The 25,800-nt window shown below is 61.5% G+C and carries 23 protein-coding genes; 12 read left to right on the plus strand and 11 right to left on the minus strand.

What is annotated here, in order from left to right:
- The first annotated feature begins 212 nt into the window (after positions 1–212).
- The gene (locus tag V6Z53_RS23540; protein ID WP_338582032.1) at positions 213–1,889 is read left to right on the plus strand and encodes an MFS transporter; all 1,677 of its coding nucleotides are present in this window, start codon (positions 213–215) and stop codon (positions 1,887–1,889) included.
- A 127-nt stretch (positions 1,890–2,016) separates the two neighbouring features.
- Here the strand turns inward: V6Z53_RS23540 and V6Z53_RS23545 are convergent, their stop codons facing one another.
- From V6Z53_RS23545 to V6Z53_RS23560, 4 genes are read right to left on the minus strand one after another with little or no spacing between them, the layout of a single operon-like run.
- A complete protein-coding gene (locus tag V6Z53_RS23545) occupies positions 2,017–3,333 on the minus strand; it encodes a sensor histidine kinase (protein ID WP_338582033.1) in 1,317 nt (438 codons plus the stop codon).
- Positions 3,330–3,998 carry a response regulator transcription factor gene (locus V6Z53_RS23550; protein ID WP_338582034.1) on the minus strand — a complete coding sequence of 223 codons (669 nt, stop codon included), beginning with the start codon at positions 3,996–3,998 and terminating at the stop codon, positions 3,330–3,332. The genes V6Z53_RS23545 and V6Z53_RS23550 overlap by 4 nt, the downstream gene beginning before the upstream one ends.
- A 3-nt stretch (positions 3,999–4,001) precedes the next feature.
- Positions 4,002–4,325, minus strand: coding sequence for a PepSY domain-containing protein (locus V6Z53_RS23555; protein ID WP_338582035.1), 324 nt, complete (start codon positions 4,323–4,325; stop codon positions 4,002–4,004).
- On the minus strand, positions 4,325–4,633 hold the full coding sequence (locus V6Z53_RS23560) for a PepSY domain-containing protein (protein WP_338582036.1): 309 nt from the start codon (positions 4,631–4,633) through the stop codon (positions 4,325–4,327). Before V6Z53_RS23560 ends, V6Z53_RS23555 begins: the two co-directional genes overlap by 1 nt.
- Before the next feature lie 221 nt (positions 4,634–4,854).
- On the opposite strand from V6Z53_RS23560, the gene V6Z53_RS23565 reads away from it, so the two are divergent.
- The 4 genes from V6Z53_RS23565 (at position 4,855) to codA (ending at position 8,741) form a co-directional block, all read left to right on the plus strand.
- Positions 4,855–5,934, plus strand: coding sequence for a patatin-like phospholipase family protein (locus V6Z53_RS23565; RefSeq protein WP_338582037.1), 1,080 nt, complete (start codon positions 4,855–4,857; stop codon positions 5,932–5,934).
- 75 nt (positions 5,935–6,009) lie between these two features.
- Complete coding sequence (gene queD, locus V6Z53_RS23570; protein ID WP_008056290.1) at positions 6,010–6,366, plus strand: 6-carboxytetrahydropterin synthase QueD; 357 nt, start codon at positions 6,010–6,012, stop codon at positions 6,364–6,366.
- A gap of 102 nt (positions 6,367–6,468) precedes the next feature.
- Positions 6,469–7,302, plus strand: a complete 834-nt coding sequence (locus V6Z53_RS23575) for an alpha/beta hydrolase (RefSeq protein ID WP_338582038.1) — start codon at positions 6,469–6,471, stop codon at positions 7,300–7,302.
- 197 nt (positions 7,303–7,499) lie between these two features.
- Positions 7,500–8,741 carry a cytosine deaminase gene (codA, locus tag V6Z53_RS23580; RefSeq protein WP_338582039.1) on the plus strand — a complete coding sequence of 414 codons (1,242 nt, stop codon included), beginning with the start codon at positions 7,500–7,502 and terminating at the stop codon, positions 8,739–8,741.
- 137 nt (positions 8,742–8,878) lie between these two features.
- On the opposite strand, the gene V6Z53_RS23585 is transcribed toward codA, so the two are convergent.
- Entirely contained in the window at positions 8,879–9,871 is a 993-nt protein-coding gene (locus V6Z53_RS23585; RefSeq protein ID WP_338582040.1) for a diaminopimelate epimerase, read from the minus strand.
- Between the two features lie 168 nt (positions 9,872–10,039).
- Between V6Z53_RS23585 and V6Z53_RS23590 the strand changes: the two genes are divergently transcribed.
- The gene (locus V6Z53_RS23590) at positions 10,040–11,191 is read left to right on the plus strand and encodes an MFS transporter (protein ID WP_338582041.1); all 1,152 of its coding nucleotides are present in this window, start codon (positions 10,040–10,042) and stop codon (positions 11,189–11,191) included.
- A gap of 114 nt (positions 11,192–11,305) precedes the next feature.
- Here the strand turns inward: V6Z53_RS23590 and V6Z53_RS23595 are convergent, their stop codons facing one another.
- From V6Z53_RS23595 to V6Z53_RS23605, 3 genes are all read right to left on the minus strand, one after another.
- Entirely contained in the window at positions 11,306–13,732 is a 2,427-nt protein-coding gene (locus V6Z53_RS23595; RefSeq protein WP_338582042.1) for a TonB-dependent siderophore receptor, read from the minus strand.
- Between the two features lie 97 nt (positions 13,733–13,829).
- Complete coding sequence (locus V6Z53_RS23600; RefSeq protein ID WP_338582043.1) at positions 13,830–14,813, minus strand: FecR family protein; 984 nt, start codon at positions 14,811–14,813, stop codon at positions 13,830–13,832.
- A 40-nt stretch (positions 14,814–14,853) separates the two neighbouring features.
- The gene (locus tag V6Z53_RS23605; protein ID WP_338582044.1) at positions 14,854–15,354 is read right to left on the minus strand and encodes a sigma-70 family RNA polymerase sigma factor; all 501 of its coding nucleotides are present in this window, start codon (positions 15,352–15,354) and stop codon (positions 14,854–14,856) included.
- Between the two features lie 232 nt (positions 15,355–15,586).
- On the opposite strand from V6Z53_RS23605, the gene tynA reads away from it, so the two are divergent.
- A complete protein-coding gene (tynA, locus tag V6Z53_RS23610) occupies positions 15,587–17,875 on the plus strand; it encodes a primary-amine oxidase (protein ID WP_338582045.1) in 2,289 nt (762 codons plus the stop codon).
- A gap of 119 nt (positions 17,876–17,994) precedes the next feature.
- Here the strand turns inward: tynA and feaR are convergent, their stop codons facing one another.
- From feaR to paaY, 3 genes are all read right to left on the minus strand, one after another.
- Positions 17,995–18,909, minus strand: coding sequence for a transcriptional regulator FeaR (gene feaR / locus V6Z53_RS23615; protein WP_338582046.1), 915 nt, complete (start codon positions 18,907–18,909; stop codon positions 17,995–17,997).
- Between the two features lie 85 nt (positions 18,910–18,994).
- Positions 18,995–19,918, minus strand: a complete 924-nt coding sequence (gene paaX / locus V6Z53_RS23620) for a phenylacetic acid degradation operon negative regulatory protein PaaX (RefSeq protein WP_338582047.1) — start codon at positions 19,916–19,918, stop codon at positions 18,995–18,997.
- Between the two features lie 159 nt (positions 19,919–20,077).
- A complete protein-coding gene (gene paaY / locus V6Z53_RS23625) occupies positions 20,078–20,674 on the minus strand; it encodes a phenylacetic acid degradation protein PaaY (RefSeq protein WP_338582048.1) in 597 nt (198 codons plus the stop codon).
- 348 nt (positions 20,675–21,022) lie between these two features.
- On the opposite strand from paaY, the gene paaF reads away from it, so the two are divergent.
- From paaF to pcaF, 5 genes are read left to right on the plus strand one after another with little or no spacing between them, the layout of a single operon-like run.
- A complete protein-coding gene (gene paaF / locus V6Z53_RS23630) occupies positions 21,023–21,796 on the plus strand; it encodes a 2,3-dehydroadipyl-CoA hydratase PaaF (protein WP_338582049.1) in 774 nt (257 codons plus the stop codon).
- A 43-nt stretch (positions 21,797–21,839) separates the two neighbouring features.
- Positions 21,840–22,631 (plus strand): 2-(1,2-epoxy-1,2-dihydrophenyl)acetyl-CoA isomerase PaaG, encoded by a 792-nt coding sequence (paaG, locus tag V6Z53_RS23635; protein WP_338582050.1) that lies wholly within the window; start codon positions 21,840–21,842, stop codon positions 22,629–22,631.
- Between the two features lie 3 nt (positions 22,632–22,634).
- Entirely contained in the window at positions 22,635–24,152 is a 1,518-nt protein-coding gene (gene paaH / locus V6Z53_RS23640; protein ID WP_338582051.1) for a 3-hydroxyacyl-CoA dehydrogenase PaaH, read from the plus strand.
- Complete coding sequence (gene paaI, locus V6Z53_RS23645) at positions 24,145–24,594, plus strand: hydroxyphenylacetyl-CoA thioesterase PaaI (protein ID WP_338582052.1); 450 nt, start codon at positions 24,145–24,147, stop codon at positions 24,592–24,594. The genes paaH and paaI overlap by 8 nt, the downstream gene beginning before the upstream one ends.
- The gene (pcaF, locus tag V6Z53_RS23650) at positions 24,587–25,798 is read left to right on the plus strand and encodes a 3-oxoadipyl-CoA thiolase (RefSeq protein ID WP_338582053.1); all 1,212 of its coding nucleotides are present in this window, start codon (positions 24,587–24,589) and stop codon (positions 25,796–25,798) included. The genes paaI and pcaF overlap by 8 nt, the downstream gene beginning before the upstream one ends.
- The last annotated feature ends 2 nt before the right edge of the window (positions 25,799–25,800 follow it).

The raw sequence follows: 25,800 nt of genomic DNA on the forward strand, positions 1-25,800 counted from the left end.
TATCGCGAGCAGGCTCGCTCCTACAGTTTTTTCGTACCTGTCATAACTCCTCGCCTTCATTAAGAATGATGGCGAGTGGATATCTACCCAAAGCCGATTATGCTTCATGAAACCTTGCAGCGATGCGAGGCCGTCAGTCTGTGTCCAATGGCCCGGGTACGGCAAAAATTGAGAGGTGCTCCGGCCTAAAACAAGAACAACGGAGAAAACTCATGGCGGCAATCGACAACACAACCACGGGCAGCGCACCCAACCACGGGATTACCAAGGAGGAGCGCAAGGTCATCTTCGCCTCGTCCCTGGGCACCGTGTTCGAGTGGTACGACTTTTACCTCTACGGCTCCCTCGCGGCGATCATCGCCAAGCACTTCTTCGCCGGCGTCAACGAGACCACGTCCTTTATCTTTGCCTTGCTCGCCTTCGCCGCAGGCTTTGCCGTGCGGCCATTCGGGGCGATTGTGTTCGGTCGGTTGGGCGACATGATCGGGCGCAAACACACCTTCCTCATCACCATCGTGATCATGGGTATTTCCACAGCGGTGGTGGGTTTCCTGCCCGGCTACGCGACCATTGGCGTGGCGGCGCCGATCATCCTGATCACCCTGCGCCTGTTGCAAGGTTTGGCCCTGGGCGGTGAATACGGCGGTGCGGCAACCTATGTGGCCGAACATGCACCGAAAGGCAGGCGCGGTTTCTTCACCTCGTGGATTCAGACGACCGCGACCCTCGGCCTGTTTCTTTCGCTGTTGGTTATCCTCGCCTGCCGCACCATCCTCGGCACTGAAGCCTTCGAAGCCTGGGGCTGGCGGATTCCGTTCCTGCTGTCGATCCTGCTGCTGATCGTCTCGGTGTATATCCGCCTGCAACTCAGCGAGTCGCCGGTGTTCCTGAAAATGAAAGCCGAAGGCAAGGCCTCCAAGGCCCCGCTGACTGAATCCTTCGCCCGCTGGGACAACCTCAAGATCGTGATCATGGCGCTGCTCGGCGGGACTGCCGGCCAAGCCGTGGTCTGGTACACCGGGCAGTTCTATGCACTGTTCTTCCTGTTGCAAACCCTGAAGATCGACCCGCAGACCGCCAACCTGCTGATCGCCGGCTCGCTGCTGATAGGCACGCCATTCTTCGTGATCTTCGGCAGCCTGTCCGACCGCATCGGCCGCAAGGGCATCATCATGGCCGGCTGCATCCTCGCAGCGCTCACGTACTTCCCGATCTTCCATGCGTTGACCCAATACGGTAACCCTGACGTGTTCATCGCGCAGGAGAAAAACCCGGTGACGGTGATCGCCAATCCCGACCAGTGTTCGTTCCAGTTCGACCCGGTGGGCAAGGCCAAATTCACCAGTTCCTGCGACTTGGCGAAGACTGTGTTGGCCAAACGGGCGATCCCCTATCAGAACGTCAAGGCTGAACCCGGGACCGTGGCGCAGGTACGCATTGGCGAGAAAGTGATCCAGAGTTTTGAGGGCACCGGCATGCCGGCCGCCGACTTCAAGACCCAGAACGATGCGTTCACCGCCACGCTCGTTACCGCCCTCAAAGAGGCCGGTTACCCCGAGAAGGCTGACCCGGCCAAGACCAACTACCCGATGGTGTTGCTGCTGCTGACGATCCTGGTGATCTACGTGACCATGGTCTACGGCCCGATCGCCGCCTGGCTGGTGGAATTGTTCCCGGCGCGCATCCGCTATACCTCGATGTCGCTGCCCTACCACATCGGCAACGGCTGGTTCGGCGGCTTTCTGCCGACGGTGGCGTTCGCCATGGTGGCGGCTACCGGTGATATCTACTACGGGCTGTGGTATCCGATCGTGATCGCGGTGATGACGGCGATCCTTGGCATTTTCTTCATGCCGGAAACCAAGGATCGGGAGATTCATCACACCTGAGCCTGACACAACACTATCCCTGTGGGAGCGGGCTTGCCCGCGAATGCGGTCTGTCAGTGGCGAATATGTTGTCTGACAAACTGCATTCGCGAGCAAGCCCGCTCCCACATGTTTTTGCGGTGTGGTTTTAGATGCGTTTTGGCAGTTCGATCAGCACTCTGAGCCCGCCCCACTCGCTTTCCAGCAACCGCAATTCCCCGCCCCACGTGTCGACGATATCGCGCACGATGCCCAGACCCAGACCATGACCAACAGTCTGTTCATCCAGCCGTGTGCCACGACTGAACACCTGATCACGCCGGTCTTCGGGAATGCCTGGCCCGTCGTCTTCGACGCTTAGCTCATAGCCATCCGTGGTCTCGACCACGCTCAAGCGAACCTCGGCGTCCGCCCATTTGCAGGCGTTGTCCAGCAGATTGCCCAGCAGCTCCAACAGGTCTTCGCGATCCCACGGCAGTTGCAGCCCCGTCGGGGCGCGATAACTCAGGTCCAGATGTTCACCGTGAATCATGTTCAATGTCGCCAACAAACCCGGCAACTCGGCGTCGCAATCAAACAGCGCGCCCGGTAAGGCATCCCCGGACAAGCGAGCGCGATTGAGTTCGCGATTGAGCCGCTGCTGCACCTGCTCCAACTGGTCCTTGAGGGTCTTGCGCAATTTCGGATGCGCGTCGAGTTGTTCGCTCGATGCCAGGCTCAACAGCACCGCCAACGGGGTTTTCAAGGCATGGCCGAGATTGCCCAGGGCATTGCGCGAACGCTTGAGGCTGTCTTCGGTGTGGGTCAGCAAATGATTGATCTGCGCCACCAGCGGCTCCAGTTCCACTGGCACCTGGTCGTCGAGTTGCGAGCGCTGGCCCTGCTGCAATTGGGCGATCTGTTCGCGGGCCTTTTCCAGTGGCCGCAGAGCACGGCGCACGGTGATGCGCTGCAACAGCAAAATCAGCAACAACCCCGCCAGCCCGAGTGCGAGCCCGACCTGCTGCATCCGCTGGAAGCTCTCGCGCACCGGCGTGTAATCCTGCGCCACGCTGATGGAGATCGACTGGCCGAGGCGGCGATAGTCCGAACGCAGCACCAGCAACTGCTGCCCCTCAGGCCCCAATTGCAGGTTGCTGTGCAGGCCGGGATGGTCGAGGCGCGGTAGCTCCTGGTCCCACAGCGAACGGGAGCGCCAATGGCTGTCGGCAAAATCGATACGGAAATAATGCCCGGAAAACGGCCGCTGATAGGCCGGTGACAGGCGTCGCTCATCCAGCTGCAAGCCCTGCGGACCGCGCACCAGCGCCACCAACAGGTTCTCGCTGTCGTTGCGCAGCCCGGCTTCGAGGTAGCGTTGCAGGCCCATTTCGAACAACCACAAACTGGTTTGCGCCAATATCAGGCCCACCACCACCATTACGCTGATCAGGCCCAGGCTCAAGCGACGCTGGATCGACCTCACCGCGCTTGCCCGCCGAACAGGTAACCCTGGCCGCGACGGGTTTCGATCACACTTTTGCCGAGCTTGCGCCGCAGGTGATTGACGTGGACTTCCAGCACGTTGGAGTCGCGCTCGGTTTCGCCGTCGTAGAGGTGTTCGGCGAGGTGGCTTTTGGAGAGGATCTGCTCGGGGTGCAGCATGAAATAGCGCAGTAATCGGAATTCGGCGGCGGTCAGCTGAATCTCCGCACCGTCGCGGGTCACGCATTGCCGGCCTTCATCCAGTTGCAGCCCGGCAGCCTTGAGCGTCGGTTGATTGACCTGGCCATGGGAGCGGCGCAGCAACGCCTGAATACGCAGGTGCAGTTCTTCAGGATGAAAAGGCTTGGTCAGGTAATCGTCGGCGCCGGCCTTGAGCCCCTCGATGCGCTCGGCCCAGGAACCGCGGGCGGTGAGGATCAGCACCGGCGTGGCCAGTCCACCGGAGCGCCACTGCTCCAGCACTTCCAGCCCCGGAACGCCCGGCAGACCCAGGTCGAGGATGATCAGGTCATAGGGTTCGGTGCTGCCCTGATACACCGCGTCGCGGCCGTCGGCCAGCCAATCCACGGCGTACCCCTGGCGATTGAGGCCGGCCATCAGTTCGTCGGCCAGGGGCACGTGGTCTTCCACCAGGAGCAAACGCATCGGTCAATCTTCCTTGTCTTTCAGTAAACGGCCGGTGGCGGCATCGAGGTCGAGCTCACGGACCACGCCTTCGGTGGTCAGCAACTCGACTTCATAAATGTAGACGTCGTGCTTCTCTTCAAGCTCGGCTTCCAGCAGTTTGGCTCCGGGATAGCGGTCCAGCGCCTGCTGCAATAACTGCTCAAGCGGCAGGATCACACCTTGTTGGCGCAGGCGCAGGGCTTCGTCCTGGTCCAGGTCGCGGGCCATGACCACCGAGCAGAAAGCCAGCAGCGCCAGCGCCCATCGGCTGCTGGCGCGCCAGTGTGTAAATGAAAACAGCGTCATTACAAATCCTGATGATCCTTGAGTACCTGCCCACTGACCGCGTCTAATTCCAGATCCCACTCGACGCCCTGCGGGTCGCGCAGTTCAATCTGGTAGATGTACTTGCCGTACTCTTCTTCCAGCTCGGTTTCGGTGACGGTGGAGCCCGGGTGTTTGGCCAGTGCGGTGGCGTTGAGTTTCTCGAACGAGACAATGGTACCAGCGTCGCGCAGCCGCAAGGCTTCATCCGGCCCCAGATCGCGGGCATGGGCGATGCTGGCGGTGAGACCGATGATGGTCGCGGTGAACAGGGCAGTCAGGGTTTTCATGGGTGTCTCCGTATTCTTTTATGTGTTGCCTACGGGGTGCACCTTAGCGATATGAACTTAATTGAAACTGAATTGCCATCATTGGCCACACCACAAAATCTGTAGGAGCACGGCTTGCCGGCGATGGCGCCCGCGAAATCGCCATCGCCGGCAAGCCGTGCTCCTACAGGTTTGGTGCAAGCTGTCACATAATTAACTGTTTTCCAGACACAGAGACCGGTATGACCGCCATCCACATCAAGTTCCCTTCCCTGACGCTCAAGGCCGGGCCGCGTGCCTTGGCGCGCATTCGTGAAAACGGCCTGAACGCCGCCGATGTCGGCACACTGCCGGGCGCTGCCGGGGGCCCGAAGGCACTGGGGATTCAGGGGCTGGACCTGGCGCTGTTCGGCGAATGGCTGCCGGCGGCGCCACGGGAGCGCTCGTTGATCGGTGCGTCGGTGGGCTCCTGGCGCTTCGCCAGTGCGTGTCTGCCTGACGCCACCGAAGGCATCCGTCGTCTCGGCCACCTCTACACCGAGCAGAATTTCGCCAAGGGCGTGACCATGGCGCAGATCAGCCAGAGCTCGCGGCGCATGCTCAATGACTTGCTCGACGGTCGCGATGCCACCCTCCTCGACAACGCCCATTACCGCTTGAACATCATGGTGGTCAAAAGCCACGGCCTGCTCGCCGACGATCATCGCGGCCGTCTGGGCCTGGGCCTGTCATCGGTGATTGCCGACAACCTGCGCGGTCGCGCCCGGCTGTCGCGGCACTTCGAACGGCTGATCATTCACGACCCGCGCCTGGCGCCACCGGTCAACGCATTGAACGACTTCCCGTCGCGCTTCGTCGCACTCGATGCCAACAATCTGCGCCAGGCCCTGCTCGCCTCGGGGTCGATCCCGATGGTGATGGAAGGCGTGCGCGACCTGCCGGGCGCCGGTGCCGGCACGTTCCGCGATGGCGGTTTGCTGGACTATCACCTCGACCTGCCCTACAGCGGCGATGACATCGTGCTCTATCCGCATTTCACCGACCGGATCATTCCCGGCTGGTTCGACAAGACCCTGCCGTGGCGCCGCGCCTGCCCGGCACGCCTGCAAAATGTGCTGCTGCTGGCGCCGTCGAAGGAATACCTGGCGCGCCTGCCCTACGGCAAACTGCCGGACCGAAACGACTTCAAGCGCTTCATGGGCGATGCCCCGAGCCGGCAGAAATACTGGCGCGCGGCGATGGATGAAAGCCGTCGGCTGGGTGATGAGTTTCTCGAACTCGCCGCCAACGGTCGCCTCGGCGAGCGCTTGCTGACCCTTTAGTCAGGACAAGCTGTTAAACTCGCCGCCTGCCCGAATCGCTGCGGCGAACGCCACCTGAACAGAGCTGAAAACACTGTGGAAATCTTCAAGGAATTTACTTTCGAATCCGCCCACCGCCTGCCTCACGTCCCGGACGGCCACAAGTGCGGACGCCTGCACGGCCACTCGTTCAAAGTGGCGATTCACCTGAGCGGCGATCTTGATCCGCACACTGGCTGGATCCGCGATTTCTCGGAAATCAAAGCGATCTTCAAGCCGTTGTACGAGCGTCTGGACCACAACTACCTGAACGATATTCCTGGCCTGGAAAACCCGACCAGTGAAGTGCTGGCCAAATTCATCTGGGCTGAACTCAAGCCGTTGCTGCCGGAACTCAGCGCGATTCGCATCCACGAAACGTGCACCAGCGGTTGTATCTATCGCGGCGAGTAAGCCAACAGAGCTGCGTTTCGTCAGTGATACAAAAAACAGCCTTCAAAGGCTGTTTTTTTTTGCCTATGCTTTTTGGCTCGCCCCCGCCAAGAGGACACGCGCATGACTGATTGGCCATTGCCTCAAACCTATCGCTTCAACGGACACTCCGTTCGCTATGCCGTACGCGGTGACGGTCCGCCGCTGGTGTTTGTGCACGGCACGCCCTTTTCTTCTTATGTATGGCACCGGATTGCGCCGCATTTCATCACCACGCACCGCATTCATTACTTCGACCTGCTCGGCTATGGGCTATCCGAGAAAGTCGAGGGTGACGTTTCATTGGGCGTGCAGAACGAGTTATTGGCACAACTGCTGGAACACTGGGGCCTGGATAATCCCGACGTGGTGGCCCATGACTTTGGCGGTGCGACCGTCCTGCGCGCGCATCTTTTGAACGGCAAGGATTACCGCAGCCTGACACTGATCGACCCGGTGGCATTGACGCCTTGGGGCTCGCCGTTCGTGCAGCATGTACGTCAGCATGAAGCGGCGTTCAGTGGGTTGCCCGACTACATTCAGCGGGCCATCGTGCCGGCTTACATTCGCGGGGCGATCAAGCGCGAAATTCCCGACGATGAACTCGCGCCCTATGTGCAACCGTGGCTGGGCGATCCGGGGCAAGCGGCGTTCTATCGGCAGATCGCCCAGATGGACGAGCGCTACACCCGCGAGGCCGAGGGCCTGTACCCGACGATTCGTTGCCCGGTGCAGATTCTCTGGGGCGAAGACGATCAGTGGATTCCCATCGAACGCGGGCGCGCCTTGCAGCAAATGATTCCTGGCGCGCAGTTCCATCCGGTCCCGAACGCCGGTCATCTGGTGCAGGAAGATGCGCCTGAAGCCATTGTCGCTACGCTGAATCGATTTCTGCCGTTACTCACCCATTCTGAATAAACCACGATCTACTGTGGGAGCGGGCTTGCTCGCGAAGGCTGTGGGTCAGTCGATGAATATGTTGTCTGACACTCTGCCTTCGCGAGCAAGCCCGCTCCCACATTTGATCTGCTGTGATCAATGTCACTGGCGAGGATCGCCGCTGGCGAGCTAACGTAGGGATATCGTCTACACGGTTCTCTATAAGGATTCGCCTCATGCACATCATCAACGCCCGGCTGCGCAACCAGGAAGGCCTGCATGAGTTGCACCTGGAAAACGGCCTGATCAGCAACATCGCGCGCCAGACCGAGGCGCCAACGCTGGGGCCGGAGGATCTGGACGCCGGCGGCAATCTGGTGGTGCCGCCCTTCGTCGAGCCGCACATTCACCTCGACGCGACCCTGACCGCCGGCGAACCGCGCTGGAACATGAGCGGCACGCTGTTCGAGGGCATCGAATGCTGGGGCGAGCGCAAGGCGACCATCACCTTGGAAGACACCAAGACCCGGGCCAAAAAGACCATTGAAAGCCTCGCCGCCCACGGCATCCAGCATGTGCGCACCCACGTCGACGTTACCGACCCGCAACTGACCGCGTTGAAGGCCATGCTCGAAGTCCGCGAGGAAAGCCGTCACCTGGTGGACATGCAAATCGTCGCGTTCCCCCAGGAAGGCATCGAGTCGTACCGCAACGGCCGGGACTTGATGGAGGAAGCGATTCACATGGGCGCCGACGTGGTCGGTGGCATTCCGCATTTCGAATACACCCGCGATCAAGGCGTCAGCTCGGTGAAGTTCCTGATGGATCTGGCTGAGCGCACCGGTTGTCTGGTGGACGTACATTGCGATGAAACCGACGACCCCCACTCGCGCTTTCTCGAAGTGCTGGCCGAAGAAGCCCGCAGCCGCGACATGGGCTCGCGGGTCACCGCCAGCCACACCACGGCGATGGGTTCTTACGACAACGCCTACTGCGCCAAACTGTTTCGCCTGCTCGGGCATTCGGGCATCAGTTTTGTTTCGTGCCCCACCGAAAGCATCCACCTGCAAGGGCGCTTCGACAACTTCCCGAAACGCCGGGGCGTAACCCGGGTCAACGAGTTGCTCGAAGCAGGCATGAACGTTTGTTTCGGTCAGGACTCGATCGTCGACCCGTGGTATCCGCTGGGCAACGGCAACATTTTGCGGGTACTCGAAGCGGGGCTGCACATCTGCCATATGCTCGGTTACCGCAATCTGCAAAGCGCGCTGGACCTGGTCACCGACAACAGCGCCAAGGCCTTGGCCTTGGGTGATCGCTACGGACTGGAACCGGGGCGGCCGGCGAATTTGCTGATTCTTTCTGCCGAGAATGACTACGAGGTGATCCGCAGCCAGGGGTTGCCGCTGTATTCGGTGCGCGGTGGCAAGGTGTTGATGAAGCGGACGATGCCGGTGGTGGAGTTCCCTGGCGATTAACGCTGGATCATCTATTGACCAGGCTGGCCTCTTCGCGAGCAAGCCCGCTCCCACACTTGATTTGTTTGCTGCACAGAATTCGTGTTCACAGGAGATTCAATGTGGGAGCGGGCTTGCTCGCGAAGGCGACTTCACAGTCACTCCACAAATCGAGCCGTCCCAAACAAGCTGACCCGACTCAATTCCCCCTGCTCTTCCTCCAGCAAAATCGGCGCCGTGCCACCGGGCATGGTCACTTTCACCTCACCGGCACTGACCCAACCCACGCGCCACGCCGCACACGCCACCGCACTGGCGCTGGTGCCCGACGACGCCGTCGGCCCTTCGCCTCGTTCGAACACTCGTGCGACCACATGCTGCCCGGACTCATGCATCGCCCATTGCAGATTGATCCCCGCCGGACACGGCCGCCCAGCCCCGGTCGGCATGGCATAGGCAATACGCGTCAGCCCTTCGCCCAACGCCGGCTCGCGCATCTGCTCGTTGCTCGGCAAGTGCTCGGCGCTGTCCACCAGCGTCACGCAATGTGGATTGCCAACCCGCGCGAATTGGCTGCGCGACCAAGCGCTATTGAGTGCTGACAAGGGTTGAACGTGGCTGAGTTCGCGGCCGTTCAACAGCGCCGTTTCGACGCCAACGGCACTGACCGCCGCCGGCCCGAACCCTGGCCCGCCCAGGTCAAGCCAGAAACCTTGCACGCCCTCGACTTGCGCGGCTTTCACCGATGTCTGCCCCGGTGAAGGGGTGTCGGATTTGTCGTGGTGAACCCTGAGTAAACAGGCTTCATCGCTGGGCAAAATCCCTTGGTCGCTGAGCGCCTGGGAGAAAATCGTCAGCCCGTTGCCACTGCGCTCGGCCAGGGTGCCGTCGGTGTTGACGATCAACAAATCGAAGGGCGGCGAAGACTGGAACGGGCCAACCAGAAGGCCGTCGCTGCAATGATCCTTGCTCCCCGCTGGTTGCGTGCCGGGAGCCCAGGAACAACACGCCTCGATGGCCGCCAACGCCCACTCTTCGCGGGTTTGCGCGGCGTAGCCGGCCTGATCGGGTACAGCGATACCCTGTTGGCGCAACGCCTCGGGCGCCACGACCCTATAAATGTTGCCTCGTGCATCGTAGAGCCGCTTCATGGCGCCCTCCCTGTGGAATGATCGGTCTGGCTCAACATATCGCGAAACACGGTCGGGCTGTGCAAGGATGTCAGCCTGTCGGAACGCAAAACCCTGCGGACGCTGATCGAACCCTCACCGCGAGATCAATGTCCCTTGGAGACGCGACGTTTTTTGCCAAGGATTGATATGACCACCCTCAACACCCGGACCTCATTCGTACCCGGACGCCTGGAACAGATGTCCACGCGCCTCGCCTTTTTCATCGCCGGGTTCGGCATCGCCGCGTGGGCGCCGCTGGTGCCGTATGCCAAGGCGCGTGCCGGGCTGGACGAAGGCACGTTGGGCTTGTTGCTGCTGTGCCTGGGCGTGGGCTCGATACTGGCGATGCCTTTAGCCGGCATCCTTGCCACACGCTTCGGTTGCCGCAAGGTGGCGACCGGCGGGACCTTGCTGATCTGTGCAGCGCTGCCGTTGCTGGCGACGGTGTCGTCGATTCCGGCCTTGATCGGCGCCTTGTTCATGTTCGGCGCGGGCCTGGGCACCGTGGACTCGACGGTGAACCTGCAAGCGGTGATCGTCGAGCGCGCCAGCGGCAAAAACATGATGTCGGGATTCCACGGGTTGTTCAGCCTGGGCGGGATCGTCGGCGCAGCGGGCGTCAGTGCCCTGCTCGGCCTTGGGCTTTCGCCGCTGGGCGCGATGCTGGTGGTGATTGCCTTGTTGCTGGTCACACTGTTGAAAGCCGTGCCGCACATGCTGCCGTATGGAAGCGAGAGTTCCGGGCCGGCGTTCGCCGTTCCCCATGGCATCGTGCTGTTTATCGGCGGGATGTGCTTCATCGTGTTCCTCGCCGAAGGTGCAGCGCTGGACTGGAGCGCGGTGTTTTTGGCGCAGGAGCGCGGGATCGACACGGCTTATGCCGGATTGGGTTACGCAGCGTTTGCGCTGACCATGACGGTGGGTCGCTTGACCGGTGATTCGATCGTGCGACGGCTTGGCGCGACGCGGGTGATTGTGTTCGGTGGGCTGACGGCGGCGGCTGGATTGGCTCTGGCCACATTCGCCCCGAGCTGGGAAGCGGCGCTGGTGGGATATGCGTTGTTGGGTGCCGGTTGTTCGAACATTGTGCCGGTGCTGTACACCGCGGTGGGCAAGCAGACGGTCATGCCGGAAAGCATCGCCGTGCCGGCCATTACCACTTTGGGTTATGCGGGAATACTTGCGGGGCCTGCGGTAATCGGATTCGTCGCCCACGCCGCCAGTTTGAGTTTTGCCTTTGGCCTGATGGCGCTGTTGCTGGTTGCAGTGGCGATTGGCGGGAAGGTGTTGAAAGTTTAAGAGCATCGCTAGCAGGCTAGCTCCCACAGGTCCTCGGTCGTACACATTTATTGTGTTCACCGAAAATCCTGTGGGAGCTAGCCTGCTAGCGATGAGGTCAACTCGGTCGGTCTATCAGAACCCGACGCTGGCCTGCACGAAGAACGTGCGCGGTGCGCCGACGTACATGCCCGAGTTGTTGTCGCTGGAGCGGGTGAAGTACTGCTTGTCGAAGATGTTTTTCACCCCGGCGCCGACTTTCAGGTTCGACACCTGCGGACCGAAGTCATAGCCGCTGCGCACGTTCCAGGTGACATAACCCGGAATGTCGCCGTACTGGCCATCGGCGGTGCCTTCGGTGATGTAGTTGTTGGTGAAGCTGCCGTCGGCGTTTACCGCGACGCCTGGCGAGCGCTGCTTGGACTGGGCAAATGCGTCGATGTTGTAAGTCCAGCGGTTGATGTCATAACGCAGGCCGGCAGTTGCCACCTGACGCGAGTAGAACGGCAGGTCACGGCCCTTGAAGTCCGGAATTTCCCCTTCATACACGGCACGGGTGTAAGTGAAACCGGCGTTGGCGGTCAGGCCATCCAGGCGAGGGTCCAGTGCGGCCATGTTGTAGTGGACCGACGCTTCAATCCCGCGGTGCGTGGTCGCGCCAAGGTTGGTCCAGCCTGCGTCGTTGCTGATGTACTGCAACTCTTTGTCGAAGTCGATGTAGAACAGCGTCACTTCACCGCCCCACACATCATCGTTGTAGCGCGTTCCGACCTCGTAGGTCTTGGCTTTTTCCGGCTCCAGACCGTTGGCCGGTTCGTCACCGGAGCCACCTTGGCCGAGCTGGAAATATTGCAGGCTGCCGAACGACGTCTCGTAGTTGGCGAACAGTTTCCAGGCATCGGAGATGTGATACATCACGCTCAGGGCCGGCAGCGGCTCGTTGCTTTCGATGCTGCGGTTCTTCTCCGGCACAGGCTTGCCCGCGGTGTCGAGCACCGGGCGGTCGTGCCAGTCGGTGCTGATGTGTTCAAAACGGATGCCCGGCGTCACGGTCCAGTTGCCGACATCGATTTTGTTGTCGACATACACCGAGTTCGCTTCAGTGCCACCGGTACGGTCCTGATAGATGTGTCCATCGGAACCCGGACGTACCACCGGTTCGTTGCTGCTGTTCAGCGCCAGGCGGCTGGCCGATTCGTGCATGCCTTCCTTCAGGTAGCGATAACCGACGCTGACTTCCTGGGTGGTCGGGCCGACGTCGAACACATGGGACACCCGTGGCTCGATACCGAAGGTGTAGTAGGTACGCGGGAACGAGCCGATAGTCTTCTGGTCCCGGGCGGCGATATTGCTGCCACGGAAGCTGTCGGAATAGTAGGTCAGCACTTCAGCCTGGGTACGGTCGTCGATCTGCCGTGCCCACTTGAACGACACGTCCTTGCGGCGGCCGCTGAAGTTGTCGTTGTTGCGATCGGACTGGAACGGGTCGGCGTCGTACTGCTTCTGCGTCAGGCCACCGGGCATGTCGGCGCTGGCGTCGTAGTAGTGGAAGTTGAGGCTGAAATCGTCGTAGTCGGTCGGAGCCCAATGCGTCTTGAGGATCACGTCGTCGATGTCGTTGCCGTTGTTGCGCTCGCGGTAACCGTTGCCGTTCACGCCGGAGTACAGCAGCGCCACGCCGAGCCCGTTGTCGGCGGTGCCACCGACGAATGCCGTGTCGATGTGCTTCCAGCCGCCGTGCTGGGAGGTTTCCAGGGTGCTGCCGATTTCAGCGGAAGCCTTTTCCGGAATCGCACGGGTCACGAAGTTGATCACGCCGCCCACGTTCTGTGGTCCGTAGCGAACCGAACCGGCGCCGCGCACCACGTCGATGCTGTCGAGGTTGCCAGAGGATATCGGTGCCATCGACAGCTGAGGCTGGCCGTAAGGGGCGAATGCGGCAGGTACACCGTCGATCAACACGGTGGAGCGTGGCGACAGACGCGAAGTCAGACCGCGCACCCCGACATTGAGGGAAATGTCGCTGCCGCCGGTGCCGTTGGCGTCCTGCACTTGCACGCCGGGTACACGCTTGAGCACGTCGCCAACGTTCATCGCGCCCTGCTCGACCATGGCTTCACGGCGAATCACGGTACGCGCGCCGGGGTGGTTCTGCACCACGGCGGCATCGGCGTCACCGAGCCAGTCGCCGACCACCTTGATGTCGGTCGCGCTCAGTTCCAACGGGCCGTTCGACGCCGAACTCGGCGCCGGCATCAAGGTCACCGAACCTTCATCGATCTGGTACTGCAGGCCGCTGCCTTGCAGCAACTGACGCAACGCTTCTTCCGGCGAAATATTGCCGTCCACCGCCGGGGCCTGCTTGCCGGCAACCAGTTCCGGGCTGAAAAAAACCTGCAACGAAGTCTGCTGGCCCAACTGAGTCAAGGCCTGGCCCAAGGGTTGCGCCTGGATGTGGATGGCGTCTGCGGCGAATGCCTGAGGCATCGCGACGTTGACCGCCAGCGCGAGCGCCAGCGGCAACCAAGGGAAGGTTTTGTTTTTAGCGGTGGATTTATTCACGTCGAACGTATTCCTGTGGATCGCAAGAGTGTGCGCTTGTTAATGCAAACCAGTTGCAGTTGAACAGGAAGACGATGAACTCGAAAAAAACCTGAATTTATTTTGAAATTATTTCCTGACTGCCGTCATCGAGGGTGCGCACGGCCACCGGAAGGATGCTCGGCAAGGCCTTGAGCAACGCATCGGTGTTGTCGGATTTGAACACGCTGGTCAGGCGCAGATTGCCCACCGCCGCGTTGCCGACCTTGAGTGGCTTGTCCCGATAACGCGAAACCTGCTCGGCGACATCGCTCAGGCTGGCGTTGTTGAACACCAGTTTGCCGCTGCGCCAGGCCGTCAGTTCAGCCGGATTGACCGGGTAGGCAGGCACGACCTTGCCCCCGGCATCGACATGAGTGCCCATGCCGGCGGTGAGGCTGACAAAATCGTTATCGGCCGCCGAGCGACCTTGAACCTTGACCGTGCCCTGCTCCACCACGACCCGGGTGTCGGTGCTGCCGTGGCGCACATCGAACCGGGTGCCGGTGACTGTGACCTTGCCGCTGCCGGACTCGACCACGAACGGTCGGCTGGTGTCGTGCTGGACGCTGAACATCGCCTCGCCTTCGGTCAGCTCGACGCCGCGCCGATTCTTTTCAAAGCGCACCTGAATCCGGCTGCGGCTGTCGAGGTCGACCACCGAACCATCCGGCAATGCCACGTGGCGACGCTCGCCCAGGGCTGTGGAAAACTCCGCCGTGTAAGGTGACGGTTGATTCAAGCCGCTGAACAGACCCAAACCGAGCGCCACTGCCACCACACTGGCGGCCACTGCATAACGCAGGATCGGGCGACGTTTGCTGCGGGCCGGCGCTTCTTCACACAGCGCGCGCAGACGCGCCGACGGCACCAGGTCGGCGGCTTTCCACAGGCCCTGGAGCAATTCGAATTCGTTTCGGTGTTGAGGGTGTTCGTCCAGCCAGGTTTCGAACTGGCGATGCGCGTCGACATCGACCGCGGGTTCCTGCAAACGCACAAACCACCGCGCCGCTTCATCGCGAACTGTTGTTTGCCCGCACGCACAATCACGAGTATCCATCATGGAAGTTCCTGTTTGGCTGGGGATGAGAATTCGCGGCCGCTCATGGGTAAAGTCCTTCAAGGCGGTCGCGCAGATGCCGCAGCGTGCGGATCATATACTTTTCCACCATGTTCTTGGACAGTCCAAGGCGTTCGGCGATTTCCGCCTGGGTCAAACCCTCGATTTTCTGCCAGACAAACACCTTGCGGCAGTTGACCGGCAGCTCGGTGAGCGCCCGTTCGATGGAATCAGCCAACTGGATTGCGTGCATGTAATGCTCCGGGTCGCCGTTGGGCGACTCACTGACATCAATCGCCTCTGACTCCATGGCGCCCCGCCGGTCCTCGCGCCGATAACCATCCACCGCGATATTGCGTGCGGTCTGGTGCAGATATGCCCGAGGTTGCTGCACCGCCGCCGAATCGGACTCAAGCACCCGCACAAAGGTATCGTGGGCCAGATCCTCAGCCTGCGAGCGATTTCTCAGGCGACGGGTCCAGGTGCCAACCAACTCTTCGTAATGCTCGAAAAAGCCGTGTCTGCGGGGCAGCTTGGGGGTCATTTCGGTGTGCTGTGGAGACGGGGGCGTGAATAGTAATGCTTCCTATTAACTCGAAGCAATGCTTTCGGTCCCGTCACAAAGCGCTTTGAGCGCTTGCCAATCCCCCGCCGGTCGGGAAAGCTAATGACGGCACAGATCCAAAGGATTCTGGCAGCAATTCCAATGCAGCTCCGCACCGGCTGTAGCAAAGTGCTGGCATTGTCTGACCCGGTTTTTCCGAAGGAACCCAGAAATGTTCACGTCACTTGCGTCGCGTCACAGTAAACCGCTCGCCCGGCTCGCCCTGGCCATCTCCCTGAGCGCCCTCGGCCTGCCTTTCTGGGCGAGCACTGCCCAGGCCCACGGCGGGCACGCCGAGATGGTGCCGCTGCAAGCGGGCCTTGAGGAGTTTGGCGCAACGGTCAAGTGGGACGACTACGCCAACCTGTTCACCATCGCCAAGGACGGGGTCTACCTCAAGGTCAAACCGAACAGCAAAGTGGCGATGCTCAACGGCAAACGCATGGAGTTGACGGTGCCTGTGGTGTTCAAGGACAAGACCGCCTACATGTCCAAGGACTTCATCAACCAGGTGTTCCAGTCCGGGCTGGACACGACTTTTGTCGTGGAAACCCGCCCCAACCCGCTCAACCCATTGAGCGCCGACGAAATCACCGCCGCGGTGGACATCGTCAAAAAATCGGAAAACTACAAACCCGGCTTCCGCTTCACCGAAGTCTCGGTCAAGGAACCGCCGAAGGACCAGGTGTGGAACTTCGTCTACACCGGGCAAAACGTCACCCAACCGCGCCAGGCGAACATTGTGGTGCTGGACGGCAAGCATGTGATCGAGGCGCTGGTCGATCTCGACAGCAAGCAACTCAAGTCCTGGAACCCGGTGCAAGGCGCCCATGGCATGGTGCTGCTGGATGACTTCGCGACCGTGCAAACCGCCGTCGAAACCAGCCCCGAATACGCGCAAGCCCTGGCCAAGCGCGGCATCACCGATGTAAAAAAGGTCGTGGCCACGCCGCTGACTGTCGGCTATTTCGACGGCAAGGACGGACTGGCACAGGACAAACGCCTGCTGAAAATCGTCAGCTACCTGAATGTCGATGACGGCAACTATTGGGCGCACCCGATCGAAGGCCTGGTGGCGATTGTCGATCTGGAGCAGAAGAAGCTGATCAAGATCGAAGACGAAGCGCTGATCCCGGTGCCGATGAAACCGACGCCGTATGACGGTCGCGGGCGCAAGGGCGTGGCGGTCAAACCGCTGGAAATCATCGAGCCGGAAGGCAAGAACTACACCATCACCGGCAACAGCATTCACTGGCAGAACTGGGACTTCCACGTTCGCCTCGATTCGCGGGTCGGCCCGATCCTGTCCACCGTCACCTACGACGACAAGGGCAAGAAACGCAAAATCATGTACGAAGGCTCGCTGGGCGGGATGATCGTGCCTTACGGCGATCCGGACGTCGGCTGGTACTTCAAGGCTTACCTCGACTCCGGCGACTACGGCATGGGCACGCTGACTTCGCCGATCGCCCGTGGCAAAGACGCCCCGGAAAACGCCGTACTGCTGGACGCGACCATCGCCGACTACACCGGCGCGCCGACCGCAATTCCACGTGCGATGGCGGTGTTCGAGCGCTACGCCGGGCCGGAATACAAACACCAGGAAATGGGCCAGCCCAACCTCAGCACCGAGCGCCGTGAACTGGTGGTGCGCTGGATCAGCACCGTCGGCAACTACGACTACATTTTCGACTGGGTCTTCCAGCAGAACGGCACCATCGGCATCGACGCCGGCGCCACCGGCATCGAAGCGGTCAAGGGCGTGAAGTCCAAGACCATGCACGAGGACACCGCCAAGGAAGACACGCGCTACGGTACCCTGCTCGATCACAACATCGTCGGCACCACGCACCAGCACATCTATAACTTCCGCCTCGACATGGACGTGGACGGCGAACAGAACTCACTGGTGGAAGTGAACCCGGTGGTGCTGCCGAACGACCGTGGCGGCCCGCGCACCAGCACCATGCAGACCGAAACCAAAGTGGTCAGCACCGAACAACAGGCCGCGCAGAAATTCGACCCGTCGACCGTGCGCCTGCTGACCAACTTCAGCAAGGAGAACAAGGTCGGCAACCCGGTTTCCTATCAGCTGATTCCGTATGCCGGCGGCACGCACCCGGTGGCCAAGGGCGCCAATTTCGGCAAGGACGAATGGCTGTATCACCGCCTGAGTTTCATGGACAAGCAACTGTGGGTGACGCAGTACAACCCGGAGGAAAAATACCCGGAAGGCAAGTACCCGAACCGCTCGGACAAGGACTCTGGGCTGGGGCAGTTCACTCAGGATAACCAGTCCATCGAGAACACCGATGACGTGGTCTGGCTGACCACCGGCACGACCCACATCGCCCGCGCCGAAGAGTGGCCGATCATGCCGACCGAGTGGGTGCATGTGCTGTTGAAGCCGTGGAATTTCTTTGATGAAACGCCGACGTTGAATCTCAATTCACCGAAGTAAGGCACACACGAAAACCTGTGGGAGCGGGCTTGCTCGCGAATGCGGTATGTCATTGAAATAGATGTCGACTGATACGACGCATTCGCGAGCAAGCCCGCTCCCACAGGGTTATCCGGTGATCAAGCGTGTTGCTTACGATACTCCCCCGGCGCAATGCCGAAGCGTGACTTGAACGCCGTCGAAAAATAGCTCGAATCGGAAAACCCCCACGAATACCCCAGCACCGACAACTTCTCTTCCCTGCCCGACTGGCGCAAAGACTCAGCACACAAATCCAGCCGCCGATTCTTGATGTAGCGCGCCACCACCAGGCCTTTCTTGGCGAACATCCGGTACAGGCCACGGGTCGACATGCCGACTTCCCGCGCCAGCCATTCCGGGCAGAGCTCTTCGGAGCGGATGTTCGCGTCGATAAAGCTCAGGGTCTTGCGGAAGATGCGCTCGTGCGGGTCCGCGCAATCGTCGGTCTGGCTGATCGCCGGACGCAGCAGGCTGACAATCGCTTCCAGCGTTGCTTCGCTTTCCTGGCGAGTGAGGTTCTGTTGGCGCGTGGCGTCGAGGATCAAGCGATGCGAGAGCATGGCGATGGGCGATGTCCCGGCGATCCGGTGGCCGCACTTGACCTGATTGAAGCGCAGGGTTTGCTCCACCAGTTGATACGGCAGGATCAGCGACAATTGCCGGGAGTTTTCGCTGTAGGTGAAATCGCTGGGCCTTGAGGCATCGATCAGCGTGATGTCACCGGCGGACAACAACACCTTGTCGTCGCCCTGAGCCATACCCGCCGTGCCATCGAGCTGGAACACCGCGAAGTATTTGCCGCCCTCGCCCGCCGCGACTTCATGCGGCGTGCGGTACAACCGCGCCTGGCAGGCATCGACGAAACTGAGTTTGAGGGCATCGCTGCGGTATTCCCTGATCTGACCGGCGAAACCGGCGCCCAGGGGTTGTGCGTTAAAGGCGCCACAGATCTGGTTGATCTGATGAATCCATTGATCGAACCCATCCTGGCGCTGTGCGTTTGTAGAAATCATGGCAGGCCTCACGCAGGCTTATTTTTATTGTCTACGTCAAAACACAGGTTCTCCTGAACAGCGACTCTCCCTGAACGGCGACGGGTTACTTCAACCCGCCAAACCGTCGATAAAAACTCTCGCCCACATCCGGCAACGGTCCGTCGGCGGTTTCCAGGGCACTGTTCAGCCATTCCTCGGCCTTGGCGTAGATCAAACGATAAATATTGCGGCACAACTGCCGGGCCGCGCGGCCTTCCCAATCGCCGGGCAACAACTCGTCCGGCAGTTGCGGGTCGCGCAGCAGCAGTTTGCGGTATTCATGAATAAGCAGGATCCGCGCCAGGAAGCAGTCGGACGGCTGCAGGTTTTCCTGCTCGCGAAGCGCTTGCCAGAGCGGTCGGAACAGTTGAATGAATTCGCTGTAGTGGGTCGCCAGTTCCTCGATGTTCCAGCTCTCGCGCACTTGCAGGCGCAGCGCCTTGGAGGCCAGTACGTCCTGGGCCGTGGTTTCGAAGACGATGGTGTCTTCCTGGGCGCCGAGGTCGAGCAAGGTTGCATTGACGTCGGTGCGATCGCTGCGCGGGCAGGCCAGGACTACGGGCGAAATCGCACCAAAACCTTGCCACTCCAGTTCTTCGCGCACTTGTTTGCGCTTGTCCTGGGTCAGTTGCGAAAGCATCACCAGGCACCACGAACCGTCCCAGGCCGGCATCGTGGTGCTGTAGACCCGCTTGAAGGCCTTGTCGAAACGCCGGCGACCGGTGCCGGTCAGGCTGTAGTAGCTGCGACGGCCGACTTTCTCGGCGGTCAGCCAGCCTTCCTTGGTCAGGCGAAAAATCGAGGTGCGGATCAGGCGTTCGTTGATGCCGATCGGTTCAAGCAATTGAATCAGGCTGCCAAGCCACACCGTCCCGCCGTGGGGTTCGATGGCATCACCGTACAAGGTGATGATCAAGGAACTGGCGCGAATCGGCGTCTGCTCCTGGAAGCGGGTAATCAGATGGTTCAAGGGTGTCAGGGACGACATGGGCGTACCGAGCAAAAAAAAGAAAAGGAATATACCGAAAGCTTTGGGGTTAATCCCAATCCCTTGTGGGAGCCAGCCTGCTGGCGATGGTGTGTCAGTCGACGCCAAGGTAGCTGACACACTTTCGCCAGCAGGCTGGCTCCTACAGGAGGGCAGTGTTCACAGGTTACTGCCTTTAGGCCGTAACCCGCTGTCGCTGATCCGTGGCCGATCCGGCTCCGGCTCGCTCAGCGGTTCGCACACCTGCATCTGCTCCAGGCAACGCTGGGCCAGTTGTTGATACTCGCGGGTCCCCGCCTGCTTCCACGCCACTTCCTGATCGCTGAGGGTGCGCTTGACGCTGGCCGGCGCGCCCATGACCAGCGACTGCTCGGCGCACTCGAAACCGGCCTTGACGAACGCCGCCGCCGAGACGAATGAACGCGGGCCGATCCGGGCGTTGTCCATCACCACCGCATTCATTCCCACCAGCGCGTCGGCGCCGATGCGGCAACCGTGCAGCACCGCGCCGTGACCGATGTGGCCGTTGCGCTCGACCACGGTGTCGCTGTCCGGGAAGCCGTGCATCACGCAGGTGTCCTGCAGGTTGGCGCCCTCCTCCAGCACGATCCGCCCGAAATCCCCGCGCAGGCTGGCCAGCGGCCCGACGTAACAATGCGGCCCAATGATCACGTCACCGATCAGCACGGCGGACGGATGCACATAAGCAGTCGGGTCGACCACCGGGGTCAGGCCATCGAGGCTGTAGCAGGTCATGGAAGGTTCCTTCACAAAGCGATGCCGATAATGACTTATTTTGTATCACATCGCTTTTACATACACAAAGACAAAAAAGCGTATCACTTGACAAGCGGCTTTCCGACGACCTGCTCCACAACGCAAAACCTCGCATGAAACCCAATGAAATATGGGTAAAACCCGCTATCAACTGCTGTTTCAGATTACCAGCGCACAACCACCATTCGACCAAAAGGACACATTAAATCAATTTCAGTATTGCATTTGCGTATCACGTTGTAGCTATACTTGGGCAAAACCGGCCCCTGCGGCCGATCCAATAACGAGCCGGCACCACGCCGAGCGTGCACCGTGAGGGCATCTGCCATGCCTCAAACCCTTGCCGTCGAACTGATAGAGCCTGGCGTTCGCCTGATTACCTTGCAGCGCCCGCAAGCCCTGAACGCCCTGACCACCGAATTACTGGGTGAGCTGGCCGATGAACTGAATGCCGCGCAAGCCGATGCCGAGACCCGTGTCGTGGTGCTCACCGGCAGTCGCAAGGCCTTCGCCGCCGGCGCCGACATCAAGGAGATGGCCGAGCGCAACCTGGTCGGCATCCTCGACGACCCGCGCCAGGCCTCGTGGCAAACCATCACCCGCTTCAGCAAACCGCTGATCGCCGCGGTCAACGGCTTTGCTCTGGGCGGTGGCTGCGAACTGGCGATGCACGCCGACATCATCATTGCCGGTGAAGATGCGCGCTTCGGCCAGCCGGAAATCAACCTCGGGATCATGCCCGGCGCCGGTGGCACCCAACGCCTGCTGCGCGCCGTCGGCAAATCCATGGCCATGCAAATGGTCCTGACCGGCGAGCCGATCGACGCCCGTCAAGCCCAGCGCGCCGGCCTCGTCAGCGAAGTCACGCAACCGGAATTCACCGTCGAACGCGCCCTGCACATCGCTCGCAACATCGCCGCCAAGGCACCGCTGGCGGTGCGTCTGGCCAAAGAGTCGCTGCTAAAGGCGATGGACACCGACCTCGCCAGCGGCCTGCGTTTCGAGCGCCACGCCTTCACCGTGTTGGCCGGCACCCGCGACCGCGACGAAGGCATTGCCGCCTTCCAGGAAAAGCGCAAGCCGACCTTTATCGGCCAGTAATCCGCCCACGAATTCGAATGACCTCCAAGAGAGCGCCAAGACCATGAACTTCGAACACATCCTGTTTTCCATCGAGGCCGGCGTCGCCCTGCTGAGCCTCAATCGCCCGGACCAGCTCAACAGCTTCAATACCCAGATGCATGGCGAAGTGAAGGAAGCGCTCAAGCAAGTGCGGCAGAACCCGGACGTGCGCGTGTTGCTGCTGACCGGCGAAGGCCGCGGCTTCTGCGCCGGGCAGGATCTGAGCGACCGCAACGTTGCGCCGGGCAGCGCCGTGCCGGACCTGGGCGAGTCCATCGAGAAGTTCTACAACCCGCTGATCCGCCAATTGCGCGACCTGCCGATGCCGGTGATCTGCGCGGTCAACGGCGTGGCGGCTGGTGCTGGCGCGAACATTCCGCTGGCGTGCGACCTGGTGCTGGCGGCGCGTTCGGCCAGTTTCATTCAGGCGTTCTGCAAGATCGGCCTCGTCCCTGATTCCGGCGGCACCTGGACGCTGCCGCGCCTGGTTGGCATGGCTCGAGCCAAGGCTTTGGCGCTGCTGGGTAACCGCCTGAGCGCCGAAAAGGCCGAGCAATGGGGCTTGATTTACCAGTGTGTGGACGACGCCGATTTGCGCGACGAAGCCCTGAAACTGGCACGCCACCTGGCGACTCAGCCGACCTACGGCCTGGCGCTGATCAAGCGCAGCCTCAACGCCAGCATGAGCAACAGCTTCGACGAACAGCTTGAGCTGGAGCGCGACCTGCAGCGTCTGGCCGGCCGCAGCGAGGATTACCGCGAAGGCGTCGGCGCCTTCATGGAAAAACGCACCCCAAGCTTCAAGGGACGCTGAGTCATGACCGCACTGAACACTAACGCACGCATCGCCGTGATCGGCGCCGGTGCCATGGGCGCGGGGATTGCCCAGGTCGCGGCACAGGCCGGGCATCCGGTGCTGCTGCTGGACAACCGCCCCGGCGCTGCCGCTCAGGCCATTGAAGGCATCGATCGGCAACTGGGCAAACGGGTCGAGAACGGCAAGCTGTCCGCCGAGTCGCGCAGCGCAACCATCGCCCGCCTGCAAGCCGTGGAAGCCATCGAGGCGCTGGCCGATTGCGAGCTGATCATCGAGGCCATCGTCGAAAACCTTGAGGTCAAGCGCGCATTGTTCCGCCAGCTCGAAGGCATTTGCGGCGAACACTGCATTCTGGCCAGCAATACCTCGTCGCTGTCGATTACCAGCATCGCCGCGCAGCTTGATCACCCAGAACGCCTGCTCGGCCTGCACTTCTTCAACCCGGCGCCGGTCATGGCGCTGGTGGAAATCGTCTCCGGTCTGGCCAGCGATCCGGCACTCGCCGAGTGCCTTTACGACACCGCCAAGGCCTGGGGCAAAAAACCGGTTCACACCCGCTCCACACCGGGTTTTATCGTCAACCGCGTGGCCCGACCGTTCTATGCCGAGAGCCTGCGCCTGCTGCAAGAAGGTGCCGCCGATTGCCCGACTCTCGACGCGTTGATGCGCGAAGCCGGCGGCTTTGCCATGGGCGCGTTCGAGCTGACCGACCTGATCGGCCACGACGTCAATTACGCCGTGACCTGCTCGGTGTTCGACGCTTATTACCAGGACACCCGTTTCTTGCCGTCGCTGATCCAGAAAGAGTTGGTGGACGGCGGGCGTCTGGGACGCAAGAGCGGTCAGGGTTTCTATAGCTACGCCCAAGGTGCAGAGCGCCCGCACGCCACTGAAATCGGCAGCGATGCGCAGATCGAAGTTTGTGCCGTGGAAGGCGACCTCGGCATCGCCCGGGGTTTGCTCGCACGCTTGCGTGAACAAGGCGTCCAGATCATCCAGCGTGACGGTCAAGGTTTGCTGCGGGTCGGTGATGCCGTTCTGGCGTTGAGCGACGGGCGCATGGCTTGCCAGCGCGCCAAGGAAGATGGCCTGCGCAATTTGATCCTGCTGGATCTGGCGCACGATTACGGCACTGCCAAGCGTATCGCCATCAGCTATGCGGCCGGCATTGATCCGCTAGCGCTCGAACAAGGCATCGCCCTGCTGCAACGGGCCGGCCTCAAGGTCAGCCTGCTCAGCGACAGCCCGGCCCTCGCCGTCCTGCGCACCGTCGCCATGCTCGCCAACGAAGCCGCCGACGCCCTGCTGCAAGGCGTGGCTTCTGCCGCCGACATCGATCTGGCAATGCGCGCCGGGGTCAACTACCCGCAAGGCCCGCTGGCCTGGGCCGATGCCGTTGGCCTGCCACACATTCTGAACGTGCTGGAAAACCTGCAAGCCAGCTATGGCGAAGAACGCTACCGGCCGTCGCTGCTGCTGCGCCGTCGGGTCGCCGAAGGGAGAAACTTCCATGACTAATCACGAAGCCATGACACTGGCCAGCGACTGCGCACAAGCATTGTTCCAGCGCGACACCGCCAGTCAGGCCATGGGCATGCGCCTGCTCTCGGCCGGTCCCGGCTGCGCCCGCGTCGGCATGACCGTGCGCGCCGACATGCTCCAGGGCCACGGCACTTGCCACGGCGGCTACCTGTTCGCCCTCGCCGACTCGGCGTTTGCCTTTGCCTGCAACAGCTACAACGAAGCCACCGTGGCCATCGGTTGCAGCATCGACTACATCGCCCCGGCGCATCTGGGCGACACGCTGAACGCCGACTGCATCGAGCAAAGCCGCTCCGGGCGCACCGGCAACTACGACGTACGCATTGAAAACCAGCAGGGCCAGTTGATCGCCCTGTTCCATGGCAAATCCTACAAAGTGCGCGGCCCGGTGCTGACGCAGGAGAACCCGAATGAATGACGCCCTGATCATCGACGCAGTCCGCACCCCTATCGGTCGCTACGCCGGTGTATTGAGCAGCGTGCGCGCCGACGACCTCGGCGCGGTGCCGCTGCGCGAACTGCTGCGCCGTCACCCGCAAGTGGACTGGAGCAGCGTCGACGACGTGATCTACGGCTGCGCCAACCAGGCCGGCGAAGACAACCGCAACGTTGCGCGCATGTCGGCGCTGCTGGCCGGGTTGCCGGTCAGCGTGCCCGGCACCACCCTCAATCGCCTGTGCGGTTCCGGGCTGGATGCGGTCGGCACTGCGGCGCGCGCCATTCGCAGTGGCGAGGCCGGTTTGATGCTGGTGGGCGGCGTCGAATCGATGTCCCGCGCACCGCTGGTGATGGGCAAGGCTGAGCAGGCGTTTTCCCGTTCGGCGGAGATCTTCGATACCACCATCGGCTGGCGCTTCGTCAATCCGCTGATGAAAAAAGCGTTCGGCATCGACTCCATGCCGGAAACCGCCGAGAACGTCGCCGAACAGTTCAACATCTCCCGCGTCGACCAGGACGCCTTCGCCCTGCGCAGCCAGCAACGCGCTGCCGCCGCCCAGGCCAACGGGCGCTTGGCCAAGGAAATCGTCGCCGTGGAAATTGCCCAGCGCAAAGGCCCGGCCAAAGTGGTCGAGCACGATGAACATCCGCGCGGCGACACCACCCTTGAGCAACTGGCCAAACTCGGCACGCCGTTCCGCGAAGGCGGCAGCATCACCGCCGGCAACGCTTCCGGGGTCAATGACGGCGCTTGCGCGTTGTTGCTGGCCAGCCCGGAAGTCGCCAAGCGCCATGGCCTGACCGCCCGTGGTCGCGTTGTTGCCATGGCCACCGCTGGCGTCGAGCCACGGATCATGGGCATCGGCCCGGTGCCAGCGACCCGCAAGGTACTGGAACTGGCCAACCTGAGCCTGGCGGACATGGACGTGATCGAGCTCAACGAAGCGTTCGCCGCACAAGGCCTGGCGGTGTTGCGCGAACTGGGCTTGAGCGACACCGATCCACGGGTCAACCCGAATGGCGGCGCCATCGCTCTCGGCCACCCATTGGGCATGAGCGGCGCGCGTCTGGTAACCACCGCCCTGCATGAACTGGAAGAACGTAACGGCCGCTACGCCCTGTGCACCATGTGCATCGGCGTTGGCCAAGGGATCGCGCTGATCATCGAGCGTCTATCCCACTAAAG

Source organism: Pseudomonas sp. MAG733B, from assembly GCF_036884845.1.
Classification (GTDB): domain Bacteria; phylum Pseudomonadota; class Gammaproteobacteria; order Pseudomonadales; family Pseudomonadaceae; genus Aquipseudomonas.